At 61.8% G+C, this 19292-nt stretch carries 13 protein-coding genes and 1 pseudogene; 4 read left to right on the forward strand and 10 right to left on the reverse strand.

Annotated elements, in window-relative coordinates; all coding sequences use genetic code 11:
* Nucleotides 1-53: 53 nt before the first annotated feature.
* A complete protein-coding gene (locus tag P0Y59_00400) occupies nucleotides 54-2027 on the forward strand; it encodes a S9 family peptidase (protein WEK00196.1) in 1974 nt (657 codons plus the stop codon).
* A 15-nt stretch (nucleotides 2028-2042) separates the two neighbouring features.
* Here P0Y59_00400 and P0Y59_00405 read toward each other — a convergent pair whose 3' ends face one another.
* Nucleotides 2043-2366: a hypothetical protein gene (locus P0Y59_00405; GenBank protein WEK00197.1), complete on the reverse strand. Its 324-nt coding sequence runs from the start codon at nucleotides 2364-2366 to the stop codon at nucleotides 2043-2045.
* Nucleotides 2367-2881: 515 nt separating this feature from the next.
* On the opposite strand from P0Y59_00405, the gene P0Y59_00410 reads away from it, so the two are divergent.
* Entirely contained in the window at nucleotides 2882-3247 is a 366-nt protein-coding gene (locus P0Y59_00410) for a hypothetical protein (protein WEK00198.1), read from the forward strand.
* Nucleotides 3248-3789: 542 nt separating this feature from the next.
* Here P0Y59_00410 and P0Y59_00415 read toward each other — a convergent pair.
* From P0Y59_00415 to P0Y59_00430, 4 genes are all read right to left on the reverse strand, one after another.
* Complete coding sequence (locus P0Y59_00415) at nucleotides 3790-5937, reverse strand: TonB-dependent receptor (GenBank protein ID WEK00199.1); 2148 nt, start codon at nucleotides 5935-5937, stop codon at nucleotides 3790-3792.
* On the reverse strand, nucleotides 5934-7085 hold the full coding sequence (locus tag P0Y59_00420) for a DUF917 domain-containing protein (protein ID WEK00200.1): 1152 nt from the start codon (nucleotides 7083-7085) through the stop codon (nucleotides 5934-5936). Before P0Y59_00420 ends, P0Y59_00415 begins: the two co-directional genes overlap by 4 nt.
* Nucleotides 7078-8646, reverse strand: a complete 1569-nt coding sequence (locus tag P0Y59_00425) for a hydantoinase/oxoprolinase family protein (protein ID WEK00201.1) — start codon at nucleotides 8644-8646, stop codon at nucleotides 7078-7080. Before P0Y59_00425 ends, P0Y59_00420 begins: the two co-directional genes overlap by 8 nt.
* A gap of 122 nt (nucleotides 8647-8768) precedes the next feature.
* Nucleotides 8769-11243, reverse strand: a complete 2475-nt coding sequence (locus tag P0Y59_00430) for a LuxR C-terminal-related transcriptional regulator (protein ID WEK00202.1) — start codon at nucleotides 11241-11243, stop codon at nucleotides 8769-8771.
* Between the two features lie 311 nt (nucleotides 11244-11554).
* Here P0Y59_00430 and P0Y59_00435 point away from each other — a divergent pair.
* Nucleotides 11555-12055: pseudogene (locus P0Y59_00435) on the forward strand (Ti-type conjugative transfer relaxase TraA).
* Nucleotides 12056-12186: 131 nt separating this feature from the next.
* Here the strand turns inward: P0Y59_00435 and P0Y59_00440 are convergent.
* From P0Y59_00440 to P0Y59_00450, 3 genes are all read right to left on the reverse strand, one after another.
* A complete protein-coding gene (locus P0Y59_00440; GenBank protein ID WEK00203.1) occupies nucleotides 12187-13143 on the reverse strand; it encodes an IS630 family transposase in 957 nt (318 codons plus the stop codon).
* A gap of 84 nt (nucleotides 13144-13227) precedes the next feature.
* Nucleotides 13228-14214, reverse strand: a complete 987-nt coding sequence (locus P0Y59_00445; GenBank protein WEK00204.1) for a hypothetical protein — start codon at nucleotides 14212-14214, stop codon at nucleotides 13228-13230.
* A 28-nt stretch (nucleotides 14215-14242) separates the two neighbouring features.
* Nucleotides 14243-15028, reverse strand: coding sequence for a Fic family protein (locus P0Y59_00450; GenBank protein ID WEK00205.1), 786 nt, complete (start codon nucleotides 15026-15028; stop codon nucleotides 14243-14245).
* Between the two features lie 640 nt (nucleotides 15029-15668).
* Here P0Y59_00450 and P0Y59_00455 point away from each other — a divergent pair.
* A complete protein-coding gene (locus P0Y59_00455) occupies nucleotides 15669-17108 on the forward strand; it encodes an integrase (GenBank protein WEK00206.1) in 1440 nt (479 codons plus the stop codon).
* Between the two features lie 192 nt (nucleotides 17109-17300).
* Here P0Y59_00455 and P0Y59_00460 read toward each other — a convergent pair whose 3' ends face one another.
* Both P0Y59_00460 and P0Y59_00465 read right to left on the reverse strand, forming a co-directional pair.
* Complete coding sequence (locus tag P0Y59_00460; protein WEK00207.1) at nucleotides 17301-17531, reverse strand: hypothetical protein; 231 nt, start codon at nucleotides 17529-17531, stop codon at nucleotides 17301-17303.
* A 343-nt stretch (nucleotides 17532-17874) separates the two neighbouring features.
* The gene (locus P0Y59_00465) at nucleotides 17875-19287 is read right to left on the reverse strand and encodes an NAD(P)(+) transhydrogenase (Re/Si-specific) subunit beta (GenBank protein WEK00208.1); all 1413 of its coding nucleotides are present in this window, start codon (nucleotides 19285-19287) and stop codon (nucleotides 17875-17877) included.
* Nucleotides 19288-19292 lie beyond the last annotated feature (5 nt).

Consider the following 19292-nt stretch of genomic DNA (forward strand, 5'->3'; position numbering starts at 1 on the left):
TTGCGATGGGATTGGTTGTGGTATCGGGGGCGGCGATGGCCGGAGCGCCAGCGGTGCCAGCCAGGTTCCAGGCCCAGGACATTTTCCGCCTGACCCAGGCAAGCGATCCGCAAATCAGCCCTGACGGCAATCTGGTCGCCTATGTCCGGATCACCAACGATATCATGGCCGATGAGGGGCTGGAATCGATCTGGCTGGTCGACACCCGAACTGGCGTGCAGCGGCCGCTCGGCGGCGTAGCGGCCGCCGGCGGCGCGCAGCCGCGCTGGTGCGCGAACGGCAAGCTGCTGGCATTCACGGCCACGCCGAAGGGGCAGGCGCGCGGCTTGTTCACCTACATGCCGGCCTCGCGCAGGATCGAGCGTATCGCCACGCTGGCCAGCCCCGCCTCGGGCGTGTCCTGGTCGCCGGACTGCGCGAAGATCGCCTTCATCATGCATGCGTCCGTGCCGCCCGAGACGCTCGGAACGACCCTGGTCAAGCCCGCGGGCGCTGACTGGGCGAAGCCGATCACGCTCACGACCCGCGCGATGTACCACAAGGATGGGAAGGGCGATCTCGATCCCGGCTATGATCATGTTTTCGTTACCTCCTTGGTCGGAGGAACACTTCGGCAACTGACCACCGGCCCATTTGATGACGCCGGTGCCGTGTCATGGACACCGGACGGCCTGTCACTGGTCTTCACCGGCCGCCGCGACAAGGGTTGGGAGAGCGACAGCTATCGCAGCGCGATTTATCGGGTGTCGCTTGCCGGCGGGGCACTGACACGATTGACGCAGCTTGAAGGTCCGGCTGCCTCCGCGACCGTCTCGCCTGATGGTCGGACCATCGCCTTTAGCGGCTATGACGATCGCCGCCGCCGTCCGTACGAAAATCGCAAGATCTATCTCATGGATAGCGATGGCAGCCATGTTCGTGTCGCGCACGAAAATCTCGACCGCAGTCTGAGTACCCCGGTCTGGGCAGCGGATGGGCGCAGCCTCTTCGCTGCGCTGGAGGACCGGGGCGTCAACAAGGTAGTCCGGTTCGAACCGGGCGGCATCGCGCGCGTCGTCGCCGAAAGACTGGCCGATAGCGGGCTCGATCTTCCCTATAGCGGTGGCTCGTTCTCGGTCGCGCGGAACGGCACAGTTGCCATCCCGCAGGGCGGTTCCGATCACCCGGCCGATGTGGCGATCGTTCGCGATGGCGTGGTCGAGCGGTTGACCCGGCTCAACGCTGGGCTGCTGGACAAGCGATCGCTGGGCGCGTTGGCGCCGTTGAAGGTGACCGCATCCGACGGGACGCCGATCGACGCCTGGGTACTGACGCCGCCGGGCTTCGACCGCTCGCGTCAATATCCCATGATCCTGGAGATTCATGGTGGGCCGTTCCTGCATTACGGCCCCTATTTCTCGACCGACGACCAACTCTATGCAGCGGCCGGCTACGTCGTCGTATATGCCAATGCGCGTGGTTCGACTTCCTACGGCGAGGCATTCGCCAATGCGATTGATCGCGACTATCCCGGTATCGACTATAGCGACCAGATGAGCGTCGTGGACGCCGCGGTTGCGCAAGGATATGCCGATCCCCATCGCCTGTTCGTGACCGGGGGCTCGGGAGGCGGAATCATGACCGCCTGGATCGTGGGCAAGACGGATCGATTTCGCGCCGCGGCGTCCCAGCGCCCCGCGATGAACTGGACCAGCCTCGCGCTGACTTCGGACGCCGGCTACAAGGTCATGAGCAACTGGATCGGCAAGGCGCCCTGGGAGGACCCGGAGAGCTATTGGAAGCATTCGCCGCTGTCGCTGATCTCCAATGTCAAAACACCGACGCTGGTGGTCGTTGGGGAGAAGGACGTGCGCACGCCGATCGCGGAAGCCGAGCAATTCTACGGCGCGTTGCAGTATCATGGTGTCGCAACCGGCCTGCTCAGGGTGCCGGACGCGTTCCACGAAATGGCTGCACGTCCAAGTCAGTCCGCAGCCAGGGCCGAGGCCATCATCGGATGGTTCAACCGATATGATCGACAACCATGATATGGTTTGCCCGCGTTATACCGTCAGCAAAATGCTCGCGGCTAGCCAGGGGCACGGGCTGTTGTCCCGAGCGCGGCCCTGGCGGCGTAAGTGGTATCGGCACGCGCGACGCGTCAAGCGCGCGCGCATCTGTCCGATATGGTGTGAATAGGCTCGCTTCATTGCGCCCAGCGGATCGGCTTTCAACTCTGCCCTATGGAAGTCGCCGTCGGTGAACATGCGCGCCAGACCGTAGAGTTGCGTGCGGGACACGAAGGCGACGAGCCCGATGTCGAGATCCGCTGCGATGTCGCCGTCGCGCTGCGCTTGCGTGAACAGGGCTTCCCAGTTCTCGAGCATCTTGACGCTGCGATCGGCGATGAATTGCGAGCCGGAGGCGTCGATGACGAACGGCGTCCACAGGATCTGGAGGTGAATCGGGTAATGATATGCCCATGCGAGATAGGCATGCCCCTGCGCCTCGATCCGGTCGATCGCGGGGATAGCATCCGTCGTTCGCTGCTGACTTCATGTTCCGCTCCTTTTCGAAAACGCCGGCCACCGCAGGAAGCCAGGGCGGCCGGCGGTTGCGCGATCCCGTTCAGCCGCGCGGTGCGTTGAGCTTCGAGTGGCTGGCGCTGGGTGCACGGGGCCCGATGCGGCAGCGATCTATCCGGCCACGGCGCCGCTGAAGCCCGTCGAAGCACCTGAGTGGCGATGCGCCGGAGCCTGACCATTCGACGCCGACAGAGATTGGTGCGGCGGATTGCGTGACTTCAGGCAAGACCATCTCGGAAAAGTGACCGGCGGCACACATCAATGACCTTGTCGAGGATGGCTCGTCTCGTGCAGGGGCACCGCTTCAGGAGTTCGATATGATTGAAGTACGGCCGATCAATGAGCGGGTGATCGAACTCGCGACGCTTGGCGACGCGGCTTGGTTTGAGAGTAATGCCGACCGCCGCATTCGCATCCGGAATGCGGTGCCCATGGAATTCAACGCCGTGACAAGTCAGTTGCCGGCCGGAATGACGCTGCATACGCTTGTACTGGAAGCGCAGCGGGGAGTGCGAATGCGTCAGCCTGTCGCGCTTTCCGCCGAAGTCGCAATCGATGAACTGGGCGATGACGAACTCTTCGCGCTGTTCATGCAGGCAGCGCCCATAGAGGCGAAAGATGCTCTGAAAAAATTACGGTCGACGAAGCTGTCCGGAATTCCAAACCCGGTTGCGAGCCGCTGAGCACCGCGGAGGCCAAGAAGAGTGCAATCCGGTTTCAGCGCGCGGCTGATCGTCTTCGACCGATTGAACCGGCTGGCCAGCCTTCGGGATTGGTGGAAGACGATCATTCGCCAGTCGAAGCCAATTCGCCAGTCGAAGCCAAGTTGCCGGCCTGAGGTATTTCCCGTCTCCGTGCGACTCAGCGCATGATTCCAGCCGCCCATGGATCTGGGGGGATGCTGGGTCGTTGATTCAGGTCTGGCCCGTATTCGTGCGGCAAGGAAGGGCCTGCGCCCGATGCCGGCCCTATCCGATGCGATCCCTGCCGAAAAAGGTGCGGATGAGAGAGGGGGCGTGATGGAGCGTCCGCGGGCCTGGCACGATACCGGGACCTCAGGTGATATTCGTGGCCAGCGCCGGATCGGGAGAAAAGCGCCAGCGAGGGGCGCCTGAACGGAAGGCATGTCCCATCATCCGCTACCGTGACCAACATCGTTCGACAGGCGCCGCCGACCGCTTCGACACAATCCGGCGGCACCCTTCGGTTTCTGGCATGTTCGGCTCTAGAACTTCACCTTGGCTTCAATGCCATAGGTTGCCGGCTGCGCGCGGAAGCCGATGTCATAGGCCTGTCCCGAGAAATTGGCTGGATTATAGTCGGCATAATATTTCACGTTGAAGACGTTCCGGCCGAAACCATACAGGGACCAATGCGCGCCATCGAGACCAGCGCGAAGGTTCACCAGATTGATCGCCTTCTGCACGTCGATATTGTCGATCTGCCAATATTTTCGGGCATTGTGCTTGAAGTCGGCGCGCAGGACGAGATCAAGGTCGTTCGTTACGGGGCGCGTATATTGCGCAGCAAGATTGAGCGACCACGGGGTCGTCTTGGGTGTGTGGTTGCCGATGGCCGCCGGGAAGAGCGCACTGCGCCGGATGTTCGTGTCGGTCGTGCCGATTGCGGCACTCAACTGAAGCTGTTTGGTCACCAGCGCCTCGGCCTCGAGTTCGACACCCCAGATATTGACGCGATCTAGATTGCCGATGACCTGCGATGCGGTTGCGACATCGATGAAGAAGAATTGATAATTTTTGTCGCGCTCGAAATAGAGGGCCCCATTGATCACCAGGCGCCGGTTGAGCCAGCTCGTCTTGAATCCGGCCTCATAATTCTGGAGGGTCTCGTCCTTGAACAGCGGGATCGAGACAGTCGGCGCGTTGAAGCCGCCCGAGCGGAATCCCGTGCTGTAGGTGGCGTAGATCAGTTTGCGGGGATCGATCTTGTAGGTGAGCGTGACCTTGGGTTGCACGCTGTCAAAGCCGCGCCGGCGCACCGCGCCGGTAAGGATGTTGGTTTGCTCGCGATTGTCCCGGTCGTAGCGGAGTGCTCCGGAGAGCGTCAGGCCATCGACGATGTCATAGTCGAACTGGCCGTAGCCGGCATAGGCGTTGTTGCTGTTGCTTTCCTGCAGGTTGATGATGCGCAGCGCCGGATTGTCGATCTGCGATCGAGACCCGTTCAGATCAACAAAGGCCCTGGTCCACAGGTCGCGATCGGTGTGGAGATAATAAGCGCCCAGGATCCAGCGGAACGGTCCCGTGTCTTTCGAGGTAAGACGTACTTCCTGGCTGATTTGCCTGACTGACAGATCCTGGCCCTGGCCGGCCTGGAAGCCCAGGCCAAGAAAACCGCCGGGAAGGTCGCGGGGATTGGAGAAATCGAGGTCGCCACGATAATTCTCGATGATGTCCGAATAGCTGGTGATGCCCGTGAGCGTCACCGGGCCGGCATCATAGTCGAATTTGAACGAGGCATTTGCAACATGGCCGAAGGTGAGTCCCTCGATGTTGGAGCGAGGGGGCTGGATGTCGTTGGCGTTTCCGCTGGCGACCACGCTGTCATAGATGCCGCCCGCCGAGAAATTCCGATAGTCGCCGCGCAGGTCGAGCGTCAGATTGTCGATGCCGACATAATTCAGTTGCCCACGCACGCTATAGTCGTGGTGAACGAAATCGACATTGCCGGGGTTGAACGCGCTGCCGATCCGGCCGTCGTCATGCTTGTAACTCGCGCTCACCCGAAACAGCAGTTGGTCCTTGACCAGCGGCCCGGACAAGGCGGCACTGATATCGACTGCATTGCCGTTGCCATAGCTACCCTCGATGAAGCCCGCATAGCGGTCGGACGGCTGCTTGGTCACGATATTGATCGCACCACCCAGCGCGTTGCGGCCGTACAGCCCGCCTTGCGGTCCCTTCAGTACTTCGACGCGTTCGATGTCGAACAGGTCCATCCGCGCCTGTTTCTGATTGTTCTGAGGCACGCCATCAACGACAATCGCAACGGGCGGATCGGCGTTGTTGATCTGCGAAATGCCGCGCACCGTGACGAAACTGTTGAGATAAGTGAAGGATTCGTCGAACGAGACGTTCGGCACCAGGACAAGCGCGTCTGCGGTGTTCCTGATCCCCGCCTTCTCGATGGTCTGGGCGCCTATCGCGGTGACCTGGATCGGCACGTCCTGCAAATTCTGGGTTCGCCGCTGCGCGGTGACGACGATATCGCCGGGCGTAGCATTGTCCTGTGGCTGCGGCGTCTCGGTCGTCTGTGGGGCAATTGCCTGGGCGAATGCCATGGCTGGCATCGTCATCGCACTCGCCAGCAACAGCGCCCTGGCCGCGGCGACTCTGGTCTTGGCTACATTCATTTCTCTTCCCCTTTGTCGCGGCTGGATCCGCCGCTGATGCGTTGTTCGTCGATGCTGATCGCGAGTGCTTCGATCGGCGTGTAAAGCTGGGCCAGGCCGAACGCGTTCGGTCCCATGATCCTCATCGCTTCGGCCGTACGAAGCTGAGGCGGCGCGCTGCAGCCGATGACGGCGACGCGCTGGCCGTATCGCAGGCTCTCGGTCGGGATGGCGTGTCCGGTCTCGCGATCGACGATCGTGATCAGGTCGGGAACGATCGCGTGCAGCGCGCCATCGATTTCCACCGAGAGATTCTCGTTCTGGAATTTTACCGAGCAGCGCCGCTCATCCTCCAGGCCAGTCAAGTCGCAGGTCCCGAACACCCAGCCGCGGCTGGTGTCGCGTTCGAGGCCGGTGATCTTGCCGTCGAACAGCCGATAGGCATGGCCATAGAGCGGATGGCGCCGCAGGGCGGAGAGCAACCGTTCGACCGGTTCCCCTCTTGTCCCGCGACCGCTTATCGCCGCGCCGATTTCCAGAGCCGCCGACAGGCTGCCTGCCACCGCGCCGCGCTTCGCCTCGGTGCCGCTCATTGGATAGCAGGACAGGGCGGCGCTCGCCCCCAGCGCGGCCACCAGGGGGCGCGCCAGGTCTTCGGCAGTCTGGGCGGAGTCCGTCTCGATGATCGCGCGATTGCCGAACTCGTCGGCGAGCGCGATCGGGGCGCAGGCCACGCCGGCGGCATTGAAGGCCGTCATCTGGAGAGACGGGAATGCCCGACCCATCCCGTCGGCATCGACGATCGGCAGCCCGCGCATTGCCGCATAGGCGATCGGCAATGTCGAATTGATGCCACCGATCTCGGCCGCGATGATAGCAGTCGCGATTCTCCCCAGGTGGCGCTCGAGCGCTCGCACCGCGCTGTCGGCGTCTTCAAGCGAAAGCAGCTTCTCGATCAGGATGGTGGGAGCGCCCATGGCCGCCGCTGTGAAGATCGCAGCATCATCCTCGACCTCGGAGAGAGGCAGCAACCGTACCGGCCCGAAGCGTTCAAGCGCCTCGCGGCAGAGCAAGGCGCCGATAAAGGGATCCCCGCCGCCGCCGGTGCCGAGAAAGGCCGCGCCCGCCGCCAGGTCGTCGATCATCTCGACAGTGATATAGTCAGCCACGGTGGCCTCCGATGGTTGCGAGGTCGCCAACGGCCCGGCAGACGATGCGACGCGCACCCCCCGGGAGATATTGCAGTGGCAGATCCTCGAGAGTGACGATGGTGATGCTGTCCGGCGCGGCGCCGGCGTCGATCGCGGCGTCGATCGCCAGGCTTCGGGCATCGTCCAGCGCCCGGTCGCGCCCGCCTTCGCCGCAATGGAAGATTCGGTCCACTTCGCCGCCGACCTGGCCGATCGCTGCGCCAACCGCATTCGCGACGCCGGCATCGTCCGGCCGGATCGTCTCGCTGGTGCCGGGCAGCGGCTGGTTGATCAGCGCCGCGCCGCCGCCGACCAGGATGAGTGGAACCGGCGCGGCGCTGGTCTTCATCCGGTCGATCCCGTCGGCCAGCAGCCGGTGGATCTCCGACGAAGCCGATTGGAGGAGCCCCGGATCGAGGTCCGCGACGGCGCCTCTGTCGCCAATCGCGGCATAGCCGGCCGCCACCGCCACATCCGTCGCGGTCAGCGTGCGGCCCCCGAAGACGAGGGCTTCTTCGAGAAGCCGGAAGCCGACCGAATCGGGACCGATCGAGACATGGCCGTCAAGCGCGCGCACCCGGCTGCCGCCGCCAAGACCGATCGACAGAATATCGGGGGTACGGAAATTGGTGCGGATGCCACCGATATCGACTTGCATCGACGACTGTCGCGGAAAACCATCCGTGAGGACGCCGATGTCGCTGGTGGTGCCGCCAATATCGACAACCAGCGCATTGCCGAGCCCGGTCAGGAAATAGGCACCGCGCAGCGAGTTGGTCGGACCAGCAGCGAAGGTCAGCACCGGAAAGCGCTGCATCAGCGATGCGTTCATCAGCGTCCCGTCATTCTGGCTGACGAAAAACGGCGCATCGATACCAAGTGTCGCCAGGGCCGATGCGAAGGCGGCGGCAACCCGCGTCGCCAGCGGCCTGAGGCTGGCGTTCATGATCGCTGCATTCTCGCGCTCGATCAGGCCGATACGCCCGACCTCGCTTGAGAGTGTGATGCTGGCGCCCGGAATTTCTTCGCGGAGAATCGCCGCTGCACGCTGTTCGTGTTCGGCGTTGACCTGTGCGAACACGGAGGAGACCGCGATCTCGCTGATGCCCGCATCGCTGATCTCACGCGCGAGGCTGCGCAGCCCCGCCTCGTCGAGAGACCCGAGCGTGCGGCCATCGAACTGGAAACCGCCGCCGATCATCGCCGCGAAACCGCGAACATTGTCGCGCAGGCGTGCCGGCCATGAGGCGAATGGTGGAATGCTGCGGCTGGCCGGAAAGCCGATGCGGATGGCGGCCACCCTGGCGAGGCCGGAAGCTTGCACGAACGCATTGGTGAAGTGCGTCGTACCGATCATGACCGAGTCAATCGCGTCGGGCGCCAGGTCGGCCTGGGCAAGAAGATCGGCGATAGCGACCCGGATACCGCTGCTGACATCCGCGGAAGTCGGTCGCTTGATCGAAGCGCGCACCCGCTTTCCGTCTAGAATCACGGCATCCGTGTTGGTTCCTCCGACATCGACCCCGATCCGCAAATTCATTCCCCTCTCAGGCTCACCCGAGTTGGGTGATGCCTTGCGAGGATCGGTCAGGTGCTCGATTGCGGCAATCAGGCGGGTTGGGTAGGGTGGTTCTCCTATCTAGTAGGTTTTTTCTGCCGTCATCATTCGGCAGGATATGCTTCTATCGCGCCGGCGCGATCATGGACTCCCAGTTTGACATAGATGTTCTTGAGGTGGAATCGGACGGCATGTTCGGTGACGTCGAGACGCCGCGCGATGATCTTGTCCGACCCACCGGCCGCGAGCTCGCCGAGAATTTGACGCTCCCGCTTCGTCAGGGTGCGTCGGGGCGACGCCGACGCGGCGCGCCGGGAGGGTGCGAGGCCCTTGAGAAACGTGTCCGCGGCCGTTTCGCCCGATCGCGCCTGAAGCGCGGCCAGCCGATCTGCGACGCTCGGGCCACCGAACTCGCAAAAGGCGCGTCTCAAGCCCGTGCTTCGCGCGATCGCGACTGCTTCGTCAAAATCCTGCTGTGCTGCGACAGGATCGTCGACGCGGTCGAGGGTTGCCGTTCGCAGCAGCAGGCCCCGTTGGAGGGTGCGGCGCAGGCCATGGTCTCGCGCGTAGAAGACCAGTTCGTCCAGCGCGCGGCGTGCCGCCTCGACGTCACCGGCGATCAGCGCCTGATAGGCAGTCGCCAGCGTGCCGAATTCGCGTTCCTGCCATGTTGCCAGTTCGCCGGTCGAGTGCGGCAGGTCGACAATCCGGGCGCCCTCCGGGCGTGCCGCCTGCCCGAACAGCCACGCCTCTCCCTCTATGCACATGCCAAGACAGGTCAGCAGATCGGCGATCCTGTTCAGGCTCTGCGCGCGCAGTTGCTGACGCGATCGATCGATTGCCGCCGTCGCTGTCGTGATGCCATGCTCGTCGCTGAGCAGCCGGATCATCGGCTCGAAACCAGCGACATAGATGTCCAGCCACGCTTCGGAATCCGGCAGGCGATGTGCTGACAGCTTCAGGTGTCGAGCCGCTTGCCGCGTCCGGCCGCGTTCGAAATCAAGCTGTGCCCATAGTGCTGACATGACCGTTTCCGCGCCTTTGTCCTCGGCGAAATCGGCCTGCCACCGGCGCCGTGCGCGCGACAATATCTTCGCGGCGTCAGCCAGTTCGCCCTGCGCCAGCGCTATGCCGGCTGTATGGAAATCAAGGAACAGGATAGGGTAGCTCGAGCCGGCAGCGCGGGCATGGTTGATGCCTTCGAGGATCGCGGCCGTGGCAGCACCAAACTCGGCCTGCTGGGAATGGCGGATCGCTTGAATGGATGGCAGGAAAGGCTTGAAGGCGGAAGCGCCGCACAGTTCAGCGAGCCGGTTGAAGAGCTCATCGTCCTGGATGGTCGCTGCCCGGCATCCGTAGATCAGAAGCGTTGCCTTCACGAGCGCGGCATCGCGCTCCATCGCCACGTCGAGGGGCAGGGACTTTGCCGTCTCGCGATAGAGGCGGTCGGCCTCGCCGACCCGCCCGTCCTTCATCAGCACGACGCACTGGAGCAACTGAAGGCGTGGTTCCGAGCGGATGAGAGCCTCGCCGGCGACCTCCACCAGCGCCCGGATATTGTCATAACCCTTGTCCAGCCAGAGGCTGAGCCCGCCGGCCTGAACGATGACTTTTACTATACGCGTCTCATCCCCGGCAATGGATGCCAGATGGGCCGCGCTTACCACATCACCACGATCCGCCGCCCAGTCCGAGACAAGGCCCAGCAGGGCGATACGCTGGTTTCGCGGCAGCTGGTCGAAACGGCAGCGCAGGTGCCGACGGAGCAATGAATTGTATCTTCGGAAGCTCGGCCCGGATCCGTTGCCGACAAGGCTCGAAAGGTTCGCGGCGATGTCCTGTTGCTGGATCGGCCGGGCAGGGGAAAGCCTGTCGAGCAGTTCCTGATCAAACTCATGATGCAATGAGCTGGCGGAGAGGGCTATATGCGTTTCCCCCGGGAACGGGCCCAGCACCTCCTGGTCGATATAATCTCCGACTTGGCTGCGCGAGATGAAGAGCCCGGCATCGTCCAGGACGTTGCCACCGGCAAGCCAGCGCGCGAGCATCTGGCTCGGTGCCGGCCATCCTTCGGCAAGGTGGTGAATGGCGCGAATCTGCGGTGCGCCAAGGGTCCGATGCCACATCGTGTTCAAGCGCTGGCGCTGAAATGCGAGCAAATCGCCTGGAATGATTTCCGCCGCGCCCTGGGCGATCCGGCGCGCGATCTGAAGATCTTCTATCCTGCGAGCACCAACCAACAGGCGCTTCCGGGGAGACGAATATAGTATCGTTGTCGCGACCCCGGCGAGGATGGCCGGGGTGACATGATCGGCGTCGTCGAAAAAGACCGCATCCGCATCTTCCACCAGGGCCTGGATGGCTGCCAGTGCCTCGACGCTGGACAGTCCGGAAACGGACAGGGCCTCTCCGGCGATCCAGGCGACCCTGACGCCATTCTCGCGCAGTCGCTCGAATTCACTGACCATCGCGCAGGTCTTGCCGAAGCCGGCGGGGGCATGAAGGACCGTGACGGGGGGCGGGGCGCAGAGACGCATGCTTACGCCCGTGGAGGGGGGACTCAATTCGCCAGTCTGCAATGCCGGCCGTTCCTGCCATCGGATCCAGGTCGGTTTATGCGACGGCACAGTCATTATGATCCTGTTACATGAATAGAGTCGGCGCTCAATCAAGCTGCCGATCCGGCTGGTTGCCGCCCTTCGCGTCACCTTGGTCGCGATGATTGACCGGCACTATTCGCGCTACATTGCCGAAGGCCTCGTCGAACTCGTTGCCAGCGCGGTGGTGCCGATCGTCGCTGGTCTTGCGAGAGCAGTTTGAACGCTCGCGCCTCCGTCGCCAAGCGCAGCCAGCGCGCGCCAGTCGTTCGCGCTGCTGCTTCGTGACGCTCGCCGCAGGCGACCGGGTGATGTTCCTCAAGAACGAGCGAGAACTTGGGGTGAAAAACGGTACGCTCGGTACGATCGACACCGTCAGCCGGGTTCGCATGGCTGTGCAACTCGACGATGGCAGCTTGGTCGCGTTCGATGTGAAGGATTACAGCCAGATCGATCACGGCTATGCCGCTACGATCCACAAGGCGCAGGGGATGACGGTCGATCGCGCGTTCGTGCTGGCCACTCCTGGCATGGACAGCCACTCGGCCTATGTCGCGCTGTCCCGGCATCGCGATCGTGTCGAACTGCACTACGGCCAGGATGACTTTGCCGACCAGGGCAGGCTGATGCGCACGCTGTCCCCCGAGCGCGGCAAGGATATGGCGAGCGACTATGGGGACCGCGACAACAGCGAGCAGGCATTTGCGGAGCGGCGCGGGATCACGTTCCGCGAGCGTCTGGTCGATGCTGTCCGCAAGATCGTACCCGAGAAGGTGCGGGCGATGTTCGACGGATCGCAACGGCACATTGCCGAGGCCGGGATGCCGCAATCTCCTTCAGTGACAAATTGAATTCGGAAGACAGATTGCCTGTCGATTATAAGTTTGCCGCACAGGCAGTCGTGCGCGGCTAGAGCATTGTGCCGTTAATATGATCCATATCCAGCCTTAAAGAAGTAATGTGAGCATTCGTCTGGGTCGAAGAGTCGGCAGATGTCGCCGATTGTCTTGATGAGGGCGTCGAAGGTTCGCGCAGCGGCCTTTCTGAGATGCGCCTTGAGTTTAGCAAAGGCCATTTCGATGGGGTTCAGATCGGGCGAGTATTGGGGCAGGAAGAGCATCCATGCGCCGCGTGCGCGGACAGCGGCCTCCGCGTGTGCGCTTTTGTGAACGGACAGATTGTCGAGGATCACGATATCGCCTGGCGCCAGCGTCGGGGCGAGTTGGGTTTCGATGTAGGTGTTGAAGGCGTCTCGATCCATCGCGCCAGGGATGACCCAGGGCGCCGTCAGCGCATCGTGCCGCAGGCCTGCGATGAAGGTCTGCGTCCCCCATCTGCCAAACGGCGCGCGCGCCTTGAGGCGTTTTCCTCGCGCCGCCCGTCCACGCAGGCGCGTCATCTTGGTGTTCACCGAAGTCTCATCGATGAACACCAGTCGCCCCGGATCGCGGCGCATATAGGGTTGTCGGTGATTGACCCAGACCCTGCGCCGCTCGGCTACGTCAGCGCGTGCGCATTCCGATGCCATCAGTTGTTTTTTATATGTGAACCCCGCCCGGCAAAGCAGCTTCGAGAGCGAGGCTGGGGCCGCGGTCACACCCCGGTCGACATGAAGTCGTGCCGTCAGCTCCGGCATGGTGATGTCCGGCTCGGCTTCGACAACTTCTATCAGATACTCCAGATGCTCAACCAGCGGCCCCTTGCCCGCCGGCCGACCCTGCTTGCGCGGCTTGGGGCTGCCCTCCTTCGCCGCCCGGTCGCTCCACCGGATCGCCGAACTCGCGCTCACCGAAAATCGCGCCGCCGCCGCGCGGCGCGAACTCCCGGCCGCCACCGCCTCAATCACCCGAAGCCGCAAATCGTCAGATCGACATACGCCCATGATCCACCTCCAACGAGGTTGGATCACAATCCGCGGACATTGGGAATCCTCCGATTCACAACAATCAGCCCGATGCTGTAGTGCTCACTTCGCCGATTTGGTCGAGTCTTCCAGCACCTGGCGCTGCTCCTCTTGCTCCACCAGCGACGGCACATGCAAGGCGGCGCGTAACGCGTCCGATATCAGGTCCTTGTCGAATGGCTCCTGAGTGGGTTGGCCGCCGATACCACGAAATTGGGTTCCCAGTACCTGTGGCTGTCCGATGCTTTGCAGATAGCGATCGAGGGATGCCGCTACGATCCAAATCGCATCGGAATTCCCACGCGCCACGCTCGCGCTTGCAAGGATATGCGCCAGCAAAAAATCTTGGGGGCTGGAGCCATGCTGAAAGATGATGGCGGCATGGAAGAAATCGTTTCCGCTCGACAGCTTCCCCGCGTCGATGAGGGCTTTCGTAAGCGTGCGGCGCTTTTCATCATCTTCTCTGATGGATGGGTTGTTCGCGATGCCGGTGGATCTCGCACTGGCATCGGCGTCAAATATCAACGTCATTGAGGGATCGTCAGCGATATGTTGAGATCGGTTGTATCTATAGACGGCTTCGGGATTCCAGCCACCGAATACGCCTTTTGTGGAGTCTCTTTCGAAATAGAGGGGGCCTAGTCGCTGTCCGTTATAGTGAACCTCCGCAGTGCCGCTATCGGTCAGGTGGATGCGGAAGATTTCGGTTGGTACGCGTTCCGATGAGGTTCGAAAGCGGAATTCAATCCATCCCTGATATTCGGATCCGGATATCGAAGCGAGGGTAATGGTCGGACCGCTCACTTTCTTGAACGAGTCTCCATCAACATCATAGTGATCGGGGCGACTCCAAAGGGCCGACCAACCAGTTGAGGCTGTTTTGATTTGAAGTCGGAAGATTGATTTCCCGCCGGCCCTAAGTACCCAGGTTCCTACCGGACTCGCTGGTGCCGTTGTTGATGCGGCCAGCGCAGGCAGAGTTGCTACGCTCGATAGAAAGAGCAAAACGCACCAAGCCAACCGGGCGATAGCGGATTTCGTCGCCTTCATGTTCACATCCATGCTCGGCAAAGCCTTCTCACCGTGCGAAGAGAATAACGCAGTTGCGCAGGAATTCCGACAGCGCGCTCCAATCTCCATCGAGTTGGACTCGTCGTTGCGCGACGAGCCACCCTCCCGCGGAAGCTGCTCCTAATTCGTAAATCGGCAAATAGAATTGGGAGCCGAAGTGCGTTCGCAAGACATGGTTGAAGAGCACGCGCGCAACACGGCCATTGCCATCGCGAAACGGGTGAGCGGTGACCACGCCGCAGAAGGCTAAGGCCGCCCCAAAGCTGGGAGAATACAGAATCGCGTCGTCGAGCGCGACTGACAGACGTTCGATGCTATCCTGAATTTGCTCATGCGGTGGGTACTTGGCTCGATAACCTCCAGCGTCGCCGCCGATGAAGATGTCGGTTGTGCGCCACGTGAGGGGGGTATCGTCGATCGACACTGACGCGAGCGTTGCTGGCTGGCGCAGAATTCCCGACGTTGGAGTTCGATAAGCCTCCAAAGCAAGGCATGCCCGCTCTTCAAGAGCGCTCCGGTTCTGTTCGTAGGAGTGATGCTCATTTAGTCGGAGGAAATGATTCGAAAGTCGGTGTCGTAAAGGCTGCATTTCAGGTGGAACTTGATCATTTTGCAGACTCGCGACCGACCTGAGCTGACGCAAAATGGCGTCGTCATTGCCACATTTTTCGAATGCGTTGTCTATATAGCGATAGTCGAATTTCGCGCTTTCAGGGAGATCGGAAAAATTGGGAAGATTGAGAGTGTTGATTCGAATAAGCTTGTTATGATCTATTTGGAATTTTGCGGCCATAGCACTTCTCTATTTGGAGGCGCTCGAAAGTGCGCTGCATTCGCCGTGATGAGTGAGCATACCAGCAAGAACTAGAGCAACACCGGTACTGCCGCAATCACGGTGTGAGGGCGTCTCTCAATTCCGGGAGGTCCGCTACGTTCTGCCCGGCAGCTTGAAAATGCCCATAAGTCAACCAAGGGATCGAGTTCGGGGCGGATATAGCATGCCTTATCGCCCAATCTACCTATCCGAGCGCCCTGCCATCAAATGGGCAGTTGAAGCGCGATGCTTGACGAGGGACGGCCAAGGCAAGGCCCCGCGCGCTCGCGCTCATGCTGGCGAGGTTAGGGGCCACGCTCGAACGGCTTCAACTCGGTCTGTTAGCGCTTTTATAGCTGTCCTCATATCCAAATTTCTTATTTTCCAAGTTTGGCAGGCTTGGGCGACAGGCGAGGTTTTGCAGGAACGCGTCCCGTTGAGGTTCGAATCATTCCACCCCGTCCCACGCAAGATGTGGGAACATTTGTGGTGCCAGATCAGCGAGTTTTAGATTTTTCTACTGAAAATCAATTCGATAAATCGCTTGACTGGTGACCCCTACGAGAATCGAACTCGTGTTTTCGCCGTGAGAGCAATATAGGCTAAGTAAATTCGTTCTATGGACGTTTACTGGCGTTCGTCGCTGCCATTGAAAATGCTCTATTTTCTTAATATCATTCCATCGTCGTCTTCGATCGTACGTGGGTGCTTATTGCGCGAATATTTCCTTGCTTCGGCAAGAGCTGTCACGCGTACGATCACGGTATGGAATAACTATAGCATGGCTCGGACATTAGTCGAGAGCCCGATTACGACGCGTGCCTCCCGCGCGGCGTTGAAGAAGGGCGTGCACTGGCGAGGTGTCGATACCGGCATCCATCTCGGATACCGCAAGGGACGCCGGGGAGGCACCTGGCTGGTTCGGTGGTACATTCAAGAGGATCGTTGCTATCAGCGCTTCGATCTGGGTGTTGCCGACGATGTCGTCGACGAAGGCACGCTCGACTATGCAGCGGCGGTCAAGGTCGCGAAAGAGGTGGTCGTCAAGGCAAGGCAAAGGCGCGCGGCCGATGCCATAGGTCCGGTTCTTACCGTTGGATTGGCGCTCGAAACCTATCTTGCGGCCCGCAACGCCAGACAATCCGAGCGCGAAGGGCGCGAAGTGTGCTGCGATGCCAACAGCACGCTCAACCGGCATGTGCGCAACGACGAATGCTTCCTCTCGGTCAGGCTCGACGCGTTGACGGAAGGGGATCTCGAGGCGTGGCGCCAGTCGCTCGACCCAAGTCTCAAGGGAACGACAAAACGCCGGATCATGAACGACCTCAAGGCCGCGTTGAACGCTACATTGCGGCGCGAACGCCGACGCCTGCCTGCCGATCTTGGGGATACCATTCTATTGGGGCTGGATGTCGAGAAGGTCGGCATCGAGCCGACCGAGGTTGCCCGCGAGAACCAGATACTCGATGACGCGACTGTCCGATCCGTCATCGACGCAGCTTACGGGGTCGACGAGGATTTCGGGTTATTGGTCCTGCTCCTCGCAGCAACCGGCGCGCGGTTTTCCCAGTTGAAGCGGATGAAGGTGTGCGACGCCCAGATTCCACTGCGGCGTCTGCTCATCCCGCGCAGCCGGAAGGGGCGTAACAAAGTGGCCGGATTTACGCCTGTTCGGGTGGGCATGGACGTTATCGATGCTCTCGACAACGCGGTCCGCGGGCGCCAGCCCGACGAACCGCTGCTGTGCCGGTGGCGGCATGTTCAGGTCGGTCCGGGGGTTTGGCGACGCGACCGGCGGGGTGCATGGACGTCGTCGGCGGAGATGCTGAGGCCTTGGGGCGATATCTGTGAAATCGCCGGTATCAGCGTCGTACCCTATTCCCTCCGTCACTCATCGATTGTCCGTGGTATCGCGGCGGGTCTCCCTATCCGGCTCGTCGCGGCGATGCACGACACGAGCGTGGCGATGATCGAGAAGCATTATTCGCGTTGGATTGCTGACGGACTTGAGGAGCTTGGTGCTCAAGCTATCGTTCCGCTCCTGTCGCATGCCGCCTGACTTCCAATGACGCAGGACACGAGGATCTTGTCCCTGTCACGAGAACAACTCCATGCAATGGTGTGGAGCGAGCCGATGACGAGGATCGCAGCCAGGTTTGGGATTACCGATGTCGCGTTGCGCAAAAAATGTGCGCGTCATGCGGTGCCGGTTCCGGGGCGAGGCTATTGGCAGCAGCTCGAAGCCGGAAAGTCACCCACTTCGACTCTTTTGCCGAACGATGCCGGGAACAGCAGAATCGATTTTTGCCTTCTGGCTGACCCAGGCACGAGTCTCCCGCTTCATGATGCCAACCTCGCCGGAGAGTCGTCGAATTGGGTCGCCGTTCGTACGCGGGCGGATGATCTGGCGGAAGCGCGGCATCGAGCGGCGGTGAAGAAGCAACGTCGACACGCCTTCGAAGACGAGCAGCGAGACGCACATGCGCGGGCGGTGGCCGAACGCAAGGCGGTTGAGAGGTTGGAGGCGGATGCGATTGCCTGGGAGCGTGCTCAAAGGCTTCGCGCCTATATCGCGGCCGTGGCCGGCGCATTCGGATTGGGAGATACCGCTGACGATCTTGCCAGCTGGCTAGGCTGGGCCAGCCGACAGGCGGACGCAATCGATCCGCTTCGCCTGGGGGTGCGTGCAGTCTGTCAGGTGCCTGCGCCAGATCGTGGCGGAGCTGGAAGTCTAACCGCGGCGAGAGACAGTGATGCAGTGCAACTGCATCGGGCCCGATGGGCAGGGGACGGCGCGTCAAATTCAGATTCTGCCGGGCTCCGGATCAATCGAGCGCCTTGACGATCTCCTCGACCATCTTCTTCGCGTCAGCCAGCAGCATCATCGTGTTGTCCTGGTAGAAGACATCGTTATCGACGCCCGCATAGCCGACACCGCCCATCGAGCGCTTGATGAACAGCACGGTCTTGGCCTTGTTCACGTCGAACACCGGCATGCCGTAGATCGGCGAGGACTTGTCGGTCTTGGCTGCCGGATTGACCACGTCGTTGGCGCCAATGATGAACGCGACATCGGTCTGGGCGAACTCGCTGTTGATGTCCTCGAGCTCGAACACCTCGTCATAAGGCACGTTCGCCTCGGCGAGCAGCACGTTCATATGGCCCGGCATGCGCCCCGCGACCGGGTGGATCGCGTATTTCACGCGCACGCCGTGCTCCTTCAGCTTGTCGCCCATCTCGCGCAGCACGTGCTGCGCCTGGGCGACCGCCATGCCGTAACCGGGCACGATGATGACCTGCTCCGCCTGCTGCATCAGGAAGGCCGCGTCCTCGGCCGAGCCGCGCTTCCACGGCCGGTCGGTCGCCGCCGCCGCGCCGGCGGCCGAACTGTCGCCGCCAAAGCCGCCCGCGATCACGCTGATGAAGCTGCGGTTCATCGCGCGGCACATGATGTAGCTGAGGATCGCGCCCGACGATCCGACCAGCGCGCCGGTGATGATCATCGCAGTGTTGTGCAGCGTGAAGCCCATCGCCGCCGCCGCCCAGCCCGAATAGCTGTTGAGCATCGACACCACGACCGGCATGTCAGCGCCGCCGATCGGGATGATCAGCAGGAAACCTATCGCGAAGCTGAGCAGCGTCACGGTCCAGAAGATCCACGGGCTCTGGTCCTGGGTGAACCAGGCGATCAGCCCGAGGATGCCGGCCAGCACCCCGAGATTGATGACATGGCGTCCCGGCAGCATGATCGGTTTGCCGCCCATATTGCCGTTGAGCTTGAGGAAGGCGATGACCGAGCCGGAGAAAGTGATCGCGCCGATCGCGACGCCCAGCCCCATCTCGATCCGGCTGACGGTAAGGATCTCCCCGTCCGCCCCCATGATCCCGAACGCCTCGGGATTGAGGAACGCCGCCACGCCGACCAGCACCGCGGCCATGCCGACCAGCGAATGGAACGCGGCGACGAGCTGCGGCATATCGGTCATCGCGATCTTCCGCGCGGTGACAAGGCCGATCGCGGCACCGATCGTGATCGCGATCAATATCTCGGGCAGCGACGCGATCTCATGGATGAACAGCGTCGTGCCCACCGCCAGCGCCATGCCGATCATGCCATAACGATTGCCGCGCCGCGAACTCGCCGGTGACGACAGCCCGCGTAGCGCCAGGATAAAGCAGACGCCCGAAATCAGGTACGCCAGCGCTACCCAGGGATTGACCGGTGCTGCTTCATGCATGTGCT

Source organism: Candidatus Sphingomonas phytovorans (genome assembly GCA_029202385.1).
GTDB classification, from domain to species: domain Bacteria; phylum Pseudomonadota; class Alphaproteobacteria; order Sphingomonadales; family Sphingomonadaceae; genus Sphingomonas; species Sphingomonas phytovorans.